The 16212-nt window shown below is 52.2% G+C and carries 16 protein-coding genes and 2 pseudogenes; 9 read left to right on the forward strand and 9 right to left on the reverse strand.

What is annotated here, in order from left to right; translation table 11 throughout:
* Positions 1–8: 8 nt before the first annotated feature.
* From hyfD to HGD79_RS22465, 6 genes and pseudogenes are all read right to left on the reverse strand, one after another.
* Positions 9–1446, reverse strand: a pseudogene (gene hyfD, locus HGD79_RS22435) (hydrogenase 4 subunit HyfD).
* A gap of 16 nt (positions 1447–1462) precedes the next feature.
* Positions 1463–2407 (reverse strand): hydrogenase 4 subunit HyfC, encoded by a 945-nt coding sequence (hyfC, locus tag HGD79_RS22445; protein WP_071665968.1) that lies wholly within the window; start codon positions 2405–2407, stop codon positions 1463–1465.
* Positions 2408–2417: 10 nt separating this feature from the next.
* Positions 2418–4435: pseudogene (gene hyfB, locus HGD79_RS22450) on the reverse strand (hydrogenase 4 subunit B).
* A complete protein-coding gene (gene hyfA, locus HGD79_RS22455; RefSeq protein ID WP_168848506.1) occupies positions 4435–5052 on the reverse strand; it encodes a hydrogenase 4 subunit HyfA in 618 nt (205 codons plus the stop codon). The pseudogene hyfB and the gene hyfA overlap by 1 nt, the downstream one beginning before the upstream one ends.
* 252 nt (positions 5053–5304) lie before the next feature.
* The gene (bcp, locus tag HGD79_RS22460) at positions 5305–5775 is read right to left on the reverse strand and encodes a thioredoxin-dependent thiol peroxidase (protein WP_001068682.1); all 471 of its coding nucleotides are present in this window, start codon (positions 5773–5775) and stop codon (positions 5305–5307) included.
* The gene (locus tag HGD79_RS22465) at positions 5775–6347 is read right to left on the reverse strand and encodes a glycine cleavage system transcriptional repressor (protein WP_000176187.1); all 573 of its coding nucleotides are present in this window, start codon (positions 6345–6347) and stop codon (positions 5775–5777) included. The genes bcp and HGD79_RS22465 overlap by 1 nt, the downstream gene beginning before the upstream one ends.
* 145 nt (positions 6348–6492) lie before the next feature.
* Between HGD79_RS22465 and dapA the strand changes: the two genes are divergently transcribed.
* The 8 genes from dapA (at position 6493) to ypfH (ending at position 13939) form a co-directional block, all read left to right on the forward strand.
* The gene (gene dapA / locus HGD79_RS22470; RefSeq protein WP_001295469.1) at positions 6493–7371 is read left to right on the forward strand and encodes a 4-hydroxy-tetrahydrodipicolinate synthase; all 879 of its coding nucleotides are present in this window, start codon (positions 6493–6495) and stop codon (positions 7369–7371) included.
* Between the two features lie 16 nt (positions 7372–7387).
* The gene (gene bamC, locus HGD79_RS22475) at positions 7388–8422 is read left to right on the forward strand and encodes an outer membrane protein assembly factor BamC (RefSeq protein WP_001297320.1); all 1035 of its coding nucleotides are present in this window, start codon (positions 7388–7390) and stop codon (positions 8420–8422) included.
* Positions 8423–8634: 212 nt separating this feature from the next.
* On the forward strand, positions 8635–9348 hold the full coding sequence (purC, locus tag HGD79_RS22480; protein WP_001295467.1) for a phosphoribosylaminoimidazolesuccinocarboxamide synthase: 714 nt from the start codon (positions 8635–8637) through the stop codon (positions 9346–9348).
* A 153-nt stretch (positions 9349–9501) separates the two neighbouring features.
* A complete protein-coding gene (vapB, locus tag HGD79_RS22485) occupies positions 9502–9729 on the forward strand; it encodes a toxin-antitoxin system antitoxin VapB (protein WP_000450524.1) in 228 nt (75 codons plus the stop codon).
* A complete protein-coding gene (locus HGD79_RS22490) occupies positions 9729–10127 on the forward strand; it encodes a type II toxin-antitoxin system VapC family toxin (protein ID WP_000911330.1) in 399 nt (132 codons plus the stop codon). The genes vapB and HGD79_RS22490 overlap by 1 nt, the downstream gene beginning before the upstream one ends.
* A 146-nt stretch (positions 10128–10273) precedes the next feature.
* A complete protein-coding gene (locus HGD79_RS22495; RefSeq protein ID WP_001267507.1) occupies positions 10274–11137 on the forward strand; it encodes a neutral zinc metallopeptidase in 864 nt (287 codons plus the stop codon).
* Between the two features lie 14 nt (positions 11138–11151).
* Entirely contained in the window at positions 11152–13167 is a 2016-nt protein-coding gene (tmcA, locus tag HGD79_RS22500) for a tRNA cytosine(34) acetyltransferase TmcA (RefSeq protein WP_000829335.1), read from the forward strand.
* Between the two features lie 73 nt (positions 13168–13240).
* Positions 13241–13939: an esterase gene (gene ypfH / locus HGD79_RS22505; protein ID WP_000679812.1), complete on the forward strand. Its 699-nt coding sequence runs from the start codon at positions 13241–13243 to the stop codon at positions 13937–13939.
* Between the two features lie 80 nt (positions 13940–14019).
* Here ypfH and HGD79_RS22510 read toward each other — a convergent pair whose 3' ends face one another.
* The 3 genes from HGD79_RS22510 to HGD79_RS22520 are packed head-to-tail and all read right to left on the reverse strand — an operon-like array spanning position 14020 to position 15735.
* The gene (locus HGD79_RS22510; protein ID WP_000383836.1) at positions 14020–14220 is read right to left on the reverse strand and encodes a YpfN family protein; all 201 of its coding nucleotides are present in this window, start codon (positions 14218–14220) and stop codon (positions 14020–14022) included.
* Positions 14221–14247: 27 nt separating this feature from the next.
* Positions 14248–15375, reverse strand: a complete 1128-nt coding sequence (gene dapE, locus HGD79_RS22515) for a succinyl-diaminopimelate desuccinylase (RefSeq protein ID WP_001277809.1) — start codon at positions 15373–15375, stop codon at positions 14248–14250.
* A 3-nt stretch (positions 15376–15378) separates the two neighbouring features.
* A complete protein-coding gene (locus HGD79_RS22520; RefSeq protein WP_000258247.1) occupies positions 15379–15735 on the reverse strand; it encodes an ArsC family reductase in 357 nt (118 codons plus the stop codon).
* A gap of 380 nt (positions 15736–16115) precedes the next feature.
* Here HGD79_RS22520 and ypfM point away from each other — a divergent pair, with 380 nt between their 5' ends.
* Complete coding sequence (gene ypfM, locus HGD79_RS22525; RefSeq protein ID WP_001386977.1) at positions 16116–16175, forward strand: protein YpfM; 60 nt, start codon at positions 16116–16118, stop codon at positions 16173–16175.
* Positions 16176–16212 lie beyond the last annotated feature (37 nt).

Here is a 16212-nt window from a genome sequence, read left to right on the forward strand (position 1 = left end):
TCATCTCCTTACTGCAACCAGGTCGCGGCGATTACGCTGGAAATCAGCGACATCACAATCAGTACAATCAACACCAGGCGCATTGACCCTGGCAGCGGTGCGGCATCGGCGACGGCCTCGCTCGGTTTGCCAGGCACAACGCGACCAAACCAGCGAATAAACCAGGCGAAACTGGCGACCGATTCAATCATCAGCAGAATCATGGCGGGCAGCAGGATCCAGTACTCCACTGACAACGCAAAACCGGCAGCAAACAGCGGGAATTTACTGAAGAAGCCGTTGAACGGCGGCACGCCGGTAATCGCCAGCGCTGCCACGCAGAAACCCACGCCTGGCAACGGCAGGGTGTGCAATACGCCACGCAGACGCGGCAACAAGCGCGTGCCGCAGCTGTAACTCAGCGCACCTGCTACAAGGAAAAACAGGCTTTTAGCGAACGCGTGGTTGACGATGTAGGCGATGCTGCCCTCCAGCGCCAGCCGCGAGCCGAAGATGGAGAGCGACAAACCGAAGAACATCCAGCCAAGTTGAGTGATGGTCGACCAGGCCAGCAACCGCTTCATATCCTGCTGTGGCAAATACATCAGAAAGCCATAAAGAATGGTGACCAGCGCCATGACCATGCCAACGCCGCCAATCACATGCGGGATATTGCCGCCGTCGATAATGGCGCGGGCAAAAATGTAAACGCCCACTTTCACCTTCGATGCGGCGTGGAGATAGGCACTGATCGGTGTTGGCGCTTCCATTGCGTCCGGTAGCCACGCTTGCATCGGTAGCTGGGCCGATTTCCCCCACGCGGCAAACAGGATGCCGTCATAAACCAGATAACGTGCGTCGCCATGTAACTCGCTCATCGCGCTAAGCACAAACGTTCCGGTCTGCAAAAACAGCGTGGCGGCGGCAAGATACAACCCCAACGAACCGATATGGGTGATAAGCAACGCTTTTAGTGCTGAACGCTGCGCTTTATCGCTCTGGTAATAACTGATCAACGCCCAGGAGCAGCCGCCCTAATTTCAAAAAACAACAACTGACCGAGCAGCGTCGAGGAGAGTACCAGTCCCGCCATCGCGCCGATAAACACCAGCAAAAATGCGTAATAACGATTCGTGCCGTTATGCGGGTGTTCGCGATTTTTATCCGTCAGATAACCCGTGGAGTAGATCGTGACCAGCAAACCGAGAAACACCACCACAAACAGAATCAGCGTACTCACGCGATCAATGACCAGGCCAAACAATGCCACATCCCCCACGTTGACCAACGTCAACGTGACGGCAACTTTATCGGCCTGATAAAACGCGGAGATCAGCGACAACATGCACAGCGTGGTCAGTGCGGCGAACAAAACCCCCATTCGGCGGCCCGACGTTGTGGCGAAAACGAAACGACCAGTGCGCCGATAAAAGGCAGCAATAACGTCGTCAGAGCAAGATTTTCCATATTCCGTCAGTGCTCCTTACAGACCGGTTAACCAGAAGACCCATGCAAGCGCAGCAAGGCAGAAGCCAAGCCAGGTCACATGGTGAATGAGTAAAAAACGCCCGCGTGCCAGCGTGTTTTCTGCGATTGAGGCCAGTACAAAAATCAGCAAAACCTTGAGCAGCGTAACGACAAGTGAAGTCAGCAGGCAGGCGAGAGAAAGTTCTTGCGCGCGCCCAAAGGACAGAAACAGGGCCACAAACAGTGATGCCATCACGACCTGTTTCAGCCCCAGCCCCCATTTCGCTAGCGCCAGCCCGGCACCGGAATATTCGGTCAGCGGGCCTTCCTGTAATTCCTGTTCTGCTTCAGCAACATCAAAGGGAATTTTTCCCATCTCAATGAAGCAGGCAAAACCACAGGCCAGTAACGCCAGTACGGTGGTTAGCGGCGAGTTCCAGCCCGTTGCCAGCGTATTGCTGATCATCTCGATATGCGTGGAACCTGCTATCAGCGCCAATACCAGCAGTGAGAGAATGAGCATGGGTTCGACCAGAATGCCGAGCGTCAACTCGCGACTGGCACCGACTCCCGCAAACGGGCTTCCGGTATCCAGCCCGGAAAGAGCAAAGAAAAAACGAAACAGGGCAAGAAGATAGATAAGGGTGATCAGATCGCCGCCGCCCGCAAAAGGGGAAACGGTAATAAAAAGTGGTAGGGCCATCGCCAGCACCAGCATGCTGCTGATTAATACCCACGGCATCAGGCGGAACATCAGACCTGAAGATATAGGCGCAACTTCCTGGCGTTTAAACAGTTTGTGGATATCGCGATAATCCTGCCAGATCCCCGGCCCGCGGCGGGAGTGCATACGCGCGCGTATCTGCCGGGAAATACCCGTAAAAAGCGGGGTTAGCAGCAGAATCACGGCCTGTGCTAACGCAAAAATGACCAGATATCCGTCGCAAAGAGTTTGTCTCATGGTGATTTCCTTAGACGGCAATAGCGATTAGCAGCACAACCAGTGCGGCGACCACATACAGGCAATAGAGACGAAAGTCGCCGCTTTGCAGATGCTGTATTTCTTTGGCCAGCCGTTGGGTGGCGCTCACGATGGGGCGGATCACCCGCTCATCCCAGAAGGGTTCTGTGCTCTGAGCCCTGGCGGTGACGTGCGCAAGACCTTTATTTAGCCTCAGCGTAGGGTCGAACTGTTGTCGTAGACGAAATAGCGCAGAAAAGACCACACGCAGCGGCTGCATCACGCCATTGCCTGACGGGGCCATCGCATTTTCCCAGCCGTAGCCGCATGCCCAGGCATCTCCTGTGCGACGAAACGCTGCGCGGCGCGAACGACACCACAGCCAGTAAAGGCCAGGCAGCAAAGGCATCGCCAGTAGTAACAGCAACAGTAATGAGGGGGTGACCCGTGTATGAAACGTGCCGGGTACAAGTGCTATTCCGCTGGCGACAGTGACGGGAGGGGTATTGGTAAACGCATGGGCAATATGCATTATCTTCGGTGCCAGCCAACTGGCACTAAGCGCAATTAATACGCAGAGTGCCGCGAGCAGTAGCATGGCGACGATCATCGTATTTGGCACTTCCTGTGCCTCTTCAGCGTGTGTACTGCGCGGCGCACCACAGAAAGTAATACCGTACATTTTGACGAAGCACATTACTGCCAGCCCACCAGTGACTGCCAGCATTACCATAGCAATAGGACCCGCAAGTTGTAGCGCTACGGCTTCCACACGACTTAGTGAGAACAGCGACTGCCAGGTGTACCATTCGCTGATAAAACCATTCAGCGGAGGAATGGCTGATATCGCGAGGCAACCAATCAGGCATGCTGCGGCTGTCCACGGCATCCGTTTCGCCAGTGCCCCCATTTTTTCCATGTCGTGGGTATGCAAACGCGAAATAATCGCACCCGCGCCGAGAAATAGCAGCCCTTTGAACAGCGCATGGTTGAGCAGATGAAACAGTGCGCCGAGCAGTCCAACCACGGTGAGCAGCGGGTCGTGCAGTGACAGACCGTCCATCGCCACACCGACCGCCAGCAAAATAATGCCGACGTTTTCGACGGTACTCCAGGCCAGCAGCCGTTTGATATCCTGTTCCGCCAGTGCATACAGCACGCCCAGGAGCGCGGAGATTGCGCCGATCGCCATCACCAGAGTGCCCCACCACAGAGGCAAACCCGTTTGCGCCAGCAGATCCATCGCTACTTTCAGGATGCCGAAAATACCGATTTTGACCATTACGCCAGACATCAACGCCGAAGCGTGCGATGGTGCGGCAGGGTGAGCGCGCGGCAACCAGCTGTGCAACGGCATCATCCCGGCTTTCGCGCCAAAACCGAAAAAGGCCAGCAGAAACACCGCCGACGCCAGCCCCGGAGAAAGTGAAAGCGTGCGAAACTGGCAAAATCGAGGCTGCCGCTTTCGCGCCCCATCAGCAAGAAGGCGATCATAATCAGCACCGATCCGGCGTGGGCGATAAAAAAGTAGAGCATGCCAGCGTTGATCGACGTTTTATCCTGCCTGGCAATGACCAGAAACCAGGAAGACAGCGACATCATTTCAAACAGCACGATGAACCAAAAAGCGTTGTCCATCACCAGCAGGGCAACCATCGATGCGATGAAAAGATTCATAAAGAAGCCCATCGCCGCCGCGCCTTTGCCCTCGTATTCGCGCATATAAGTCAATGAATAGAGCGAACAAACCACCACCAGCAAGGAGATAACCAGCACCATAAATGCCGAGAGGCTATCCATTCGCAGGGTTAAATCGGCAAAGTCAAAAGGGGTGGCAAAATGGGCGACTAAAGTTACACCAGCATGTAATTGCGTAATTCCGCTGATGATGCCAATCACGCCGCCCACCAGCGATGTGATGCCGGAAAGCTTAATAGCCAGTCTGTCCAGACCGAGTAAAAACAGCGAAGCCAGACTGGCAAACAGATAGAGGATCAGCGACCAGGTTAATAATTGCAGGGCATCCATTAGTGTTGCTCCTGAGTGAGGGAAAGGGGATCCTCCCCGCCATTGGCAAACCAGCTTGCGGCAAGGCGCTGTTTTTCTTTCATCTGACGTTGCAGGCTATCGTCGGTGATCAGCCGTAACGCCTGATTCGGGCAAGCGCGAACGCAGGCCGGACCTTCTGGCAAGAAATCACACAGGTCGCATTTCACCGCGATGGTCTGGACACCCGGTTCCCAGCGCAGCAACGCATGTTGGGGCAGCACGTTTTCTTCGCCGTCTTTGAGTGAGCCTTCAGCCTGAAAAACATATTGCGCATGGGCATTCACCGGACGGCTTCCTGAAGCGCTGATTGCGCCAAATGGGCAGACCACGGCGCAAAGCTTGCAGCCAATACAGAGGCTTTCGTTGAGTTGGATCGCATCATCCCTCTGAGAGATGGCATTGACCGGGCAGACCTGCAGGCAAGGGGCTTCCTCACAGTGATGACACACGACAGGGGCAGTGATTGTTGACGTCTTCGCCAGGGCCAGGCGCGGGTGTTGCTGTAAACCTTGCGTTTTATGCACGTCCGAACAGGCAGCGAGACAGGTATTACATCCTGTACACCACAGTGGTTCGGCCACCACAAAGCGGTTCATGTCGGCTCCTTGAAAATGATATGAAACATTGCATTTCATATTGCATAAAGGATGCCATTCTGATTAACTCAATATATTCAATAAGTTATGTATTGACTGGATTCTGAACGGTACAAAAATGATGGTCATTAACGTTCAGCAAAAAATGGATTCGACACCCGTGTCGCAGGGGAAAGCGAGAATGTGATCTTGATCACGAGAAGTGAGGTATGCTGGCCGCAAGCGCAGCCAGCACGGAATGGAGCAAAGTAATCAGGCGTGTTCTTTCAGCCAGTTCAGCACAACGTCGTGGTGATTGCTGGTTTTGAAATCGTCAAAGACATGTTCGATTTTGCCATCAGCGTCAATCAGGAAGCTGATGCGATGAATGCCATCGTAGGTTTTGCCCATGAAGGACTTTTCACCCCAGACGCCGAATTGTTCGCACACCTGGTGGTCCTCATCAGACAGGAGCGTAAAGTTAAGCAGCTCTTTTTCCGCAAAACGGGAGAGTTTTTCGGGTTTATCGGTGCTGATACCCAGCACATCAACGCCCGCTTTTTTCAACTCATCCATGTTATCGCGTAAGCCGCAGGCCTGTACGGTACAGCCGGGGGTCATGGCTTTCGGGTAGAAATAAACCAGAACACGCTGTCCCTGGAAGTCGGTCAAATTAACTTGTTCTCCGTCTTGATCCGGCAAGCTAAATTTCGGTGCGATATCACCGGCTTTCAGTGGATTCATTACTTAACTCCATCCTGTTCATCATGTTGGGAATAATTGACGACGTTAATACTGCCTTGTGCATTGAGTTCTGTACATAGGGCTTTGAACGCTTGCTCAATATTTGCTGCGTCCGCAGATGCGGGGCTGTGGGCGGTTATCTGAATATGCAACTGCGCAGCCCGTTCATTTTCAGCAGGTTGCGTGCGCGACACCAGCTCCGCAATGTTCATATGATGCGCGTCGAAAAGTGCTGTGAAGCGTTCAATTAAATGCGGGGAGTCTGCCACATCGACCTGAACCCAGACAGATGCTGGCATTGGCGGACGCGGACGCGCCGTCGTGCGCTTCATCACGATTAAAAGATCCAGTTCGGCACCTTTCAACGGTAACGTTGATTCAATCAGAGTAATGGCATTCCATGAACCGGAAAGCAGCATAATAAACGTGAACTCTTCTCCCAGCATCGCCAGGCGACTGTCTTCAATATTACAGCCGCAACTACTGACATGACGGGTGATGGTGTTCACAATTCCAGGGCGATCGGCACCCAACGCAGTGATCACCAGATAATGTTGCGATGACAGTGTCAAACTGGTTATTCCTTTAAGGGGTGAGTTGTTCTTAAGGAAAGCATAAAAAAAACATGCATACAACAATCAGAACGGTTCTGTCTGCTTGCTTTTAATGCCATACCAAACGTACCATTGAGACACTTGTTTGCACAGAGGATGGCCCATGTTCACGGGAAGTATTGTCGCGATTGTTACTCCGATGGATGAAAAAGGTAATGTCTGTCGGGCTAGCTTGAAAAAACTGATTGATTATCATGTCGCCAGCGGTACTTCGGCGATCGTTTCTGTTGGCACCACTGGCGAGTCCGCTACCTTAAATCATGACGAACATGCTGATGTGGTGATGATGACGCTGGAGCTGGCTGATGGGCGCATTCCGGTAATTGCCGGGACCGGCGCTAACGCTACTGCGGAAGCCATTAGCCTGACGCAGCGCTTCAATGACAGTGGTATCGTCGGCTGCCTGACGGTAACCCCTTACTACAATCGTCCGTCGCAAGAAGGTTTGTATCAGCATTTCAAAGCCATCGCTGAGCATACTGACCTGCCGCAAATTCTGTATAATGTGCCGTCCCGTACTGGCTGCGATCTGCTCCCGGAAACGGTGGGCCGTCTGGCGAAAGTAAAAAATATTATCGGAATCAAAGAGGCAACAGGGAACTTAACGCGTGTAAACCAGATCAAAGAGCTGGTTTCAGATGATTTTGTTCTGCTGAGCGGCGATGATGCGAGCGCGCTGGACTTCATGCAATTGGGCGGTCATGGGGTTATTTCCGTTACGGCTAACGTCGCAGCGCGTGATATGGCCCAGATGTGCAAACTGGCAGCAGAAGGGCATTTTGCCGAGGCACGCGTTATTAATCAGCGTCTGATGCCATTACACAACAAACTATTTGTCGAACCCAATCCAATCCCGGTGAAATGGGCATGTAAGGAACTGGGTCTTGTGGCGACCGATACGCTGCGCCTGCCAATGACACCAATCACCGACAGTGGTCGTGAGACGGTCAGAGCGGCGCTTAAGCATGCCGGTTTGCTGTAAAGTTTAGGGAGATTTGATGGCTTACTCTGTTCAAAAGTCGCGCCTGGCAAAGGTTGCGGGTGTTTCGCTTGTTTTATTACTCGCTGCCTGTAGTTCTGACTCACGCTATAAGCGTCAGGTCAGTGGTGATGAAGCCTACCTGGAAGCGGCACCGCTTGCGGAGCTTCATGCCCCGGCTGGAATGATTTTGCCGGTGACCTCCGGTGATTATGCAATCCCGGTGACCAACGGTAGTGGTGCTGTCGGTAAGGCGCTGGACATTCGTCCACCAGCCCAGCCGCTGGCACTGGTTTCTGGCGCGCGTACCCAGTTCACGGGCGATACCGCTTCATTGCTGGTGGAAAATGGTCGTGGCAATACTCTGTGGCCGCAGGTGGTTAGCGTGCTGCAGGCGAAAAACTACACCATCACCCAACGTGATGATGCTGGTCAGACACTGACCACCGATTGGGTACAATGGAACCGTCTGGACGAAGACGAGCAGTATCGTGGTCGTTATCAAATCTCTGTTAAGCCGCAGGGTTATCAGCAGGCGGTTACGGTTAAACTGCTGAACCTGGAACAGGCGGGCAAACCGGTTGCAGACGCGGCTTCCATGCAGCGTTACAGCACGGAGATGATGAACGTTATTTCCGCCGGTCTGGATAAATCTGCCACTGACGCCGCGAACGCTGCGCAAAATCGTGCCTCCACCACTATGGACGTACAAAGTGCAGCTGATGACACCGGTTTACCGATGCTGGTCGTACGCGGGCCGTTCAATGTGGTTTGGCAACGTCTGCCAGCGGCGCTGGAAAAAGTGGGCATGAAAGTGACCGACAGCACCCGTTCGCAGGGTAACATGGCCGTAACTTATAAGCCGCTGTCTGACAGCGACTGGCAGGAACTGGGCGCGAGCGATCCAGGCCTGGCATCCGGTGACTATAAACTGCAGGTTGGCGATTTAGATAACCGCAGCAGCCTACAGTTCATCGATCCGAAAGGTCATACTCTGACTCAGAGTCAGAACGACGCGCTGGTAGCTGTCTTCCAGGCTGCGTTTAGCAAGTAAAAATACAGGGCTGGAATCATCCGGCCCTTTTTTCTGATATGATACGCAAACGTGTGCGTCGGCAGGAAAACGCGATTTTAGCGGTAATTTGCACGAAATTTGTTTGTCGGACGTAGTTCGGATAAGGCGTTCACGCCGCATCCGACAAAACATCCGGCACACCAGACAGCAAAAGATTTTAAAACGTTAATTCACACCCAGGAGTGATAAAGATGCAAAAGCAAGCTGAGTTGTATCGTGGTAAAGCGAAAACCGTATACAGCACGGAAAACCCGGACCTGTTGGTGCTCGAATTCCGCAATGATACGTCAGCAGGGGATGGCGCGCGCATTGAGCAGTTTGATCGCAAAGGTATGGTGAACAACAAGTTCAATTACTTCATTATGAGCAAACTGGCTGAAGCGGGTATCCCGACTCAAATGGAGCGTCTGCTCTCCGATACCGAATGTCTGGTGAAAAAGCTGGATATGGTGCCGGTTGAGTGTGTCGTGCGTAACCGTGCTGCTGGCTCTCTGGTGAAACGTCTTGGAATCGAAGAAGGTATTGAGCTGAACCCGCCGCTGTTCGATCTGTTCCTGAAAAACGACGCCATGCACGATCCGATGGTCAACGAATCTTACTGCGAAACCTTTGGCTGGGTGAGCAAAGAGAACCTGGCGCGTATGAAAGAGCTGACCTACAAAGCGAACGACGTGCTGAAAAAACTGTTCGATGATGCTGGTCTGATTCTGGTCGACTTCAAGCTGGAGTTTGGCCTGTACAAAGGTGAAGTGGTACTGGGCGATGAGTTCTCCCCGGACGGCAGCCGCCTGTGGGACAAAGAAACACTGGAGAAAATGGACAAAGACCGTTTCCGCCAGAGCCTCGGTGGCCTGATCGAAGCCTATGAAGCCGTCGCCCGCCGCCTGGGTGTACAGCTGGACTGATTTTTCTGGTTGCTTGTTTCTTTAGCCGGAGGGTACTCCGGCTAAATGTCTTTGATACCCCCGCTACAATACTTCTCATTATCTCCCTTTGACAGGAAAGTCATACCAGGCCAATATGTATATACATAACGTATATCCCAAAAAGGGGGGGCTATGGAAACTACTGTATTTTTAAGTAATCGCAGTCAGGCCGTCAGATTACCGAAAGCGGTCGCTCTGCCAGAAGACGTTAAGAAAGTAGAAATTATTGCGATTGGTCGTACAAGAATCATCACTCCCGCCGGTGAGTCCTGGGACAGTTGGTTTGATGGCGAAAATGTGAGTGCGGATTTTATGGATATCCGTGATCAACCCGCAATGCAGGAAAGGGAATCATTTTGATGCTGAAATTCATGCTGGATACCAATATCTGTATTTTCACTATTAAGAATAAACCAGTACATGTCAGAGAGCGGTTTAACCTGAATTCTGGCCGGATGTGTATAAGTTCTGTAACATTGATGGAGCTTATCTATGGGGCAGAAAAAAGTCAGATGCCAGAACGCAATTTGGCGGTTATTGAAGGTTTCGTATCTCGTTTGGTAGTGCTTGATTATGATAGTGCTGCTGCGACGCATACCGGGCAAATCAGGGCCGAGCTTGCCCGGCAGGGAAGGCCTGTTGGACCTTTTGACCAGATGATAGCGGGACATGCTCGCAGTCGCGGTTTGATTGTGGTTACCAACAATACCCGAGAGTTTGAGCGAGTGGCGGGAATCAGACTAGAAGACTGGAGCTAACATTCTCTTTTACTTCTAACATTCGTAAATTATATAACGTGGCATGAAGCCTTAATTCCTCCGCCATTTCATCCCGCTTTCCTGTGGTAATCTTCCTCTGAACCACCTACGATCATTTCTATAATGAATATATTGTTGAGGTATCTATGCGTTGGCAAGGGCGACGTGAAAGTGACAATGTTGAAGACAGGCGCAACAGCTCCGGTGGTCCGTCTATGGGCGGTCCTGGTTTTCGCCTGCCAAGCGGTAAAGGCGGGCTGATTTTACTGTTAGTCGTGCTGGTTGCAGGCTACTATGGTGTTGATTTAACCGGGTTAATGACTGGACAGCCGGTTTCCCAACAACAATCAACGCGGTCCATTAGCCCTAATGAAGACGAAGCTGCAAAATTCACCTCGGTGATTCTGGCAACCACGGAAGACACCTGGGGACAACAGTTCGAGAAGATGGGTAAGACCTATCAGCAACCGAAGCTGGTCATGTACCGTGGAATGACGCGCACCGGCTGCGGGGCTGGTCAGTCCATTATGGGGCCGTTCTATTGCCCGGCGGATGGCACAGTTTATATCGATCTCTCCTTCTATGATGACATGAAAGACAAACTTGGCGCGGATGGCGATTTTGCCCAGGGGTACGTTATCGCCCATGAAGTCGGTCATCATGTGCAGAAACTGTTAGGCATCGAGCCGAAAGTTCGTCAACTGCAACAAAACGCGACGCAGGCGGAAGTGAACCGCTTATCTGTGCGTATGGAACTCCAGGCCGACTGTTTTGCCGGTGTCTGGGGGCATAACATGCAGCAGCAAGGCGTTCTGGAAACCGGCGATCTGGAAGAGGCGCTGAACGCGGCGCAGGCCATCGGCGATGACCGTTTACAACAGCAAAGTCAGGGGCGAGTAGTACCAGATAGTTTCACACATGGCACTTCTCAGCAACGCTACAGCTGGTTTAAACGTGGTTTCGACAGCGGCGATCCGGCACAATGCAATACTTTTGGTAAAAGCATTTAACTTCCGGGGCAGGGATGGCTGAACTGACTGCGCTTCACACATTAACAGCGCAAATGAAACGTGAAGGGATCCGCCGCTTGCTGGTGTTGAGCGGGGAAGAGGGTTGGTGTTTTGATCATGCGCTTAAGTTGCGTGATGCCTTACCTGGCGACTGGCTGTGGATTTCGCCGCAGCCAGATGCTGAAAACCACTGTTCACCCTCGGCGCTACAAACTTTACTTGGGCGCGAGTTCCGGCATGCGGTATTCGACGCCCGCCACGGCTTTGATGCCGCTGCCTTTGCAGCACTTAGCGGAACGTTGAAAGCGGGAAGCTGGCTGGTTTTGTTACTCCCTGTATGGGAAGAGTGGGAAAACCAACCTGATGCCGACTCGCTGCGCTGGAGTGATTGCCCTGACCCTATTGCGACGCCGCATTTTGTCCAGCATCTCAAACGCGTACTTACGGCGGATAACGACGCTATCCTCTGGCGGCAAAACCAGCCGTTCTCGTTGGCGCATTTTACTCCCCGTACTGACTGGCACCCCGCGACCGGCGCACCACAACCAGAACAACAGCAACTCTTACAGCAGCTACTGACCATGCCGCCGGGCGTGGCAGCGGTAACGGCTGCGCGTGGGCGCGGTAAGTCGGCGCTGGCAGGGCAACTCATTTCTCGTATTGCGGGCAGTGCGATTGTCACCGCGCCCGCAAAAGCGGCAACGGATGTACTGGCACAATTTGCGGGCGAGAAGTTTCGCTTTATTGCGCCGGATGCCTTGTTAGCCAGCGATGAGCAAGCCGACTGGCTGGTGGTCGATGAAGCCGCAGCCATACCTGCGCCGTTGTTGCATCAACTGGTATCGCGTTTTCCTCGAACGTTGTTAACCACTACGGTGCAGGGCTACGAAGGCACCGGACGTGGTTTTTTGCTGAAATTTTGCGCTCGCTTTCCGCATTTACACCGTTTTGAACTGCAACAGCCGATCCGCTGGGCACAGGGATGCCCGCTGGAAAAAATGGTTAGTGAGGCACTGGTTTTTGACGATGAAAACTTCACCCATACACCACAAGGCAATATCGTCATTTCCGCATTTGAACAAACGTTATGGCGAAGCGAGCCAGAAACGCCGTTAAAGGTTTATCAGTTATTGTCTGGTGCGCACTACCGGACTTCGCCGCTGGATTTACGCCGGATGATGGATGCACCAGGGCAATATTTTTTACAGGCGGCTGGCGAAAACGAGATTGCCGGAGCGCTGTGGCTGGTGGATGAGGGGGGATTATCTCAACAACTCAGTCAGGCGGTATGGGCAGGTTTTCGTCGCCCGCGGGGTAATCTGGTGGCCCAGTCGCTGGCGGCGCACGGTAGCAATCCACTGGCAGCGACATTGCGTGGACGGCGGGTCAGCCGGATAGCAGTTCATCCGGCGCGTCAGCGGGAAGGCACAGGGCAGCAACTTATTGCTGGTGCTTTGCAATATACGCGTGACCTCGACTATCTTTCGGTGAGTTTTGGTTACACCGGGGAGTTATGGCGTTTCTGGCACCGCTGCGGTTTTGTGCTGGTGCGGATGGGTAATCATCGTGAAGCCAGCAGCGGTTGCTATACGGCGATGGCGCTGTTACCGATGAGTAATGCGGGTAAACAACTGGCTGAACGTGAGCATTACCGTTTACGTCGCGATGCGCAAGCTCTCGCAAAGTGGAATGGCGAAACGCTTCCTGTTGATCCACTAAACGATGCCGTCCTTTCTGACGACGACTGGCTTGAACTGGCCGGTTTTGCTTTCGCTCATCGTCCGCTATTAACATCGTTAGGTTGCTTATTGCGTCTGCTACAAACCAGTGAACTGGCATTACCGGCGCTGCGTGGGCGTTTACAGAAAAACGTCAGCGACGCGCAGTTATGTACCACACTTAAACTTTCAGGCCGCAAGATGTTACTGGTCCGTCAGCGGGAAGAGGCCGCGCAGGCGCTGTTCGCACTTAATGATGTTCGCACTGAGCGTCTGCGCGATCGCATAACGCAATGGCAATTTTTTCACTGACTCCTTCAATTTTCTCCCATGGTCATTGTGAGTCAGCGGCGTAAAATTAATGACATCAGTTAAGGAGTTCGCCATGAAACATGACCATTTTGTTGTTCAAAGCCCGGATAAACCTGCGCAACAGTTGTTACTGCTTTTCCACGGTGTCGGGGATAACCCGGTGGCAATGGGGGAAATAGGTAGCTGGTTTGCACCGCTGTTTCCTGATGCGCTGGTGGTGAGTGTCGGTGGCGCGGAGCCGAGCGGTAATCCGGCGGGGCGTCAGTGGTTTTCAGTGCAGGGTATTACGGAAGATAATCGCCAGGCGCGTGTGGATGCCATCATGCCGACGTTTATTGAGACGGTGCGCTACTGGCAGAAACAGAGCGGAGTAGGGGCTAACGCCACGGCGTTAATCGGTTTCTCTCAAGGCGCGATTATGGCGCTGGAGAGCATTAAAGCCGAACCGGGCCTTGCTTCACGCGTCATTGCTTTTAACGGACGCTATGCGAGCCTGCCGGAAACTGCGTCTACAGCCACGACAATTCACCTGATTCATGGCGGTGAAGATCCGGTTATCGATCTGGCGCATGCGGTTGCGGCGCAGGAAGCGTTAATCAGTGCCGGTGGTGACGTGACGCTGGATATCGTGGAGGATTTAGGCCATGCGATCGACAATCGCAGTATGCAATTTGCCCTGGATCACTTGCGTTATACCATTCCGAAACATTATTTCGACGAAGCGCTAAGTGGCGGTAAGCCTGGCGATGATGATGTGATTGAAATGATGTAATAATAGCCGGGTAGGCCTGATAAGACTGTATCAGGCATCATGGCCGGATGTGGCGTGAACGCCTTATCCGGCCACTCAGCTTACTTCTTCGGTTGATCCTTTTTCGGCCAGTCGTCGTCATCGTCCCACTTATCGTTGAAATCACGATGCGGGGGAAGCTCCGGCTTGTTGGCGAGAAATTTCTTATGGTCGACGCGCTTGAGATCTTTAATCACGTTCAGCAGGACGCCTACCAAAAAGACAATCACCAGAATCCACCAATATTTAGCCAGCCAGTCCATGCTTATTTCCTCTTGCAGAACCACTCATCACGCGACGAGCTGTTCCATGATACGTTGATACATACGGGCAAGTAGCTGCAGGTCGGCAGCGTTCACACATTCATTAATTTTATGAATAGTGGCATTGACCGGCCCGAGTTCCACCACCTGCGCCCCCATGCGGGCAATAAAGCGCCCGTCGGACGTTCCGCCTGTGGTCAGTAGCTGCGGTTTAATTTCATTATAGTGCTCAACCGCGTTAACGACCGCATCCACCAGTTTACCGCGCGCGGTCAAAAATGGCTGCCCGGAAAGCCACCAGTCCACCGTATAACGCAGTTGATGTTTTTCAAGCAGGGCAAGCACCTGCGCTTTGATCATCTCATCAGTCAGTTCGGTGCTGAAGCGGAAGTTAAACTGCACAAACAGTTCACCCGGAATAACGTTGTTACTGCCCGTTCCCGCCTGAATATTAGCAATCTGCATACTGGTCGCCGGGAAAAATTCATTGCCCTGATCCCACTCAATAGCCACTAATTCATTAAGGAAAGGTGCTGCGCGATGTACTGGATTGTCAGCCAGATGCGGGTAGGCCACATGCCCCTGAACGCCATGAATGGTAAGGTTGCAGGTTAACGATCCGCGACGACCATTTTTCACCACATCACCAACCACTTCGATACTCGACGGTTCGCCGACCAGGCAGTAATCGAGACGCTCATTACGCGACATTAACGCTTCGACGACTTTTACCGTACCGTTGTGGGCACTAGCTTCTTCATCAGAAGTGATCAGAAATGCCAGTCGCCCCGTATGGTTGGGATGTTGTGCGACAAAACGTTCTGCCGCTACCACCATCGCTGCCAGCGAGCCTTTCATATCTGCCGCACCGCGCCCGAATAACATGCCGTCACGAATGGTTGGTTCAAACGGCGGATTGATCCAACGATCGGCGTCGCCAGGCGGCACCACGTCGGTATGCCCGGCAAAGGCTAACGTTTCACCCTGCCCACGCCATGCCCAAAAATTCTGCGTATCGGCAAAGTCCATGCGTTCAACGGTAAAACCGATCGCCTGCAAACGTTCAATCAACAAAGCCTGGCATCCTGCGTCATCAGGACTCAGGGAAGGGCGGCGAATAAGCTGTTGTGTCAGCTCAATAACCGGGCACGACATAGACTACACCTCATGGAAAAATTGCTGATAACTGGAATCACTGAAACCCAGCAGCATAGGCTTACCAGGCGCGCAGAGCAATGGACGTTTGATAATTGCAGGCATTTCAGTCATTAATGCCGCCGCAGAGGCCGCATCGGTGATTTTATTGCGGGTGGTTTCGTCCAGTTTACGCCAGGTTGTACCACGGGTGTTGAGTAACGCTTCCCAGCCTAATTCGTTGATAAAACCGTTCAATAATTCGCTGTCCAGCCCATCGACGCGGTAATCATGAAAACGATAGTCGATGTTATTGGCTTCCAGCCAACGGCGAGCCTTTTTAATGGTGTCACAATTTTTGATGCCGTAAAGTGTAACCATAATGAATCCTTTTTCGATTTATGAGAATAAATACTCATTTAAGGGTGAAAACATTTTGCCTGCAAATGATTATCAGGAAATATAACATTATCGAAGTATTCAAATTAACAACTATTAAATAATATTAAACATTTTTAACGTAAACATTAAGAATATTCATCTTGTTATCTGTCTGTATTTTAACCAGAATTAAATCAGTATTAGATGCCGTATGAATATCTCGAAATGTTGCTGTGTATCACATACAAATTATCACCGCAGGACCATAGTATTTACATAAGGTTTGTCCCCCGGAGGTAGTCATCGCAGCAATCGAGTAAATTAGCTTCACCACGGTATATTGTTTCCGTAGAATACCCATAATTATAAGAGAGGTTGTTATGATTGAACGTGAACTGGGGAACTGGAAAGACTTTATCGAAGTTATGCTTCGTAAGTAATTCCCGAGACAAAGTATAAACAGCAAGAACCCGCTGA

The organism is Escherichia sp. SCLE84 (genome assembly GCF_012584495.1).
GTDB lineage: Bacteria > Pseudomonadota > Gammaproteobacteria > Enterobacterales > Enterobacteriaceae > ECMA0423.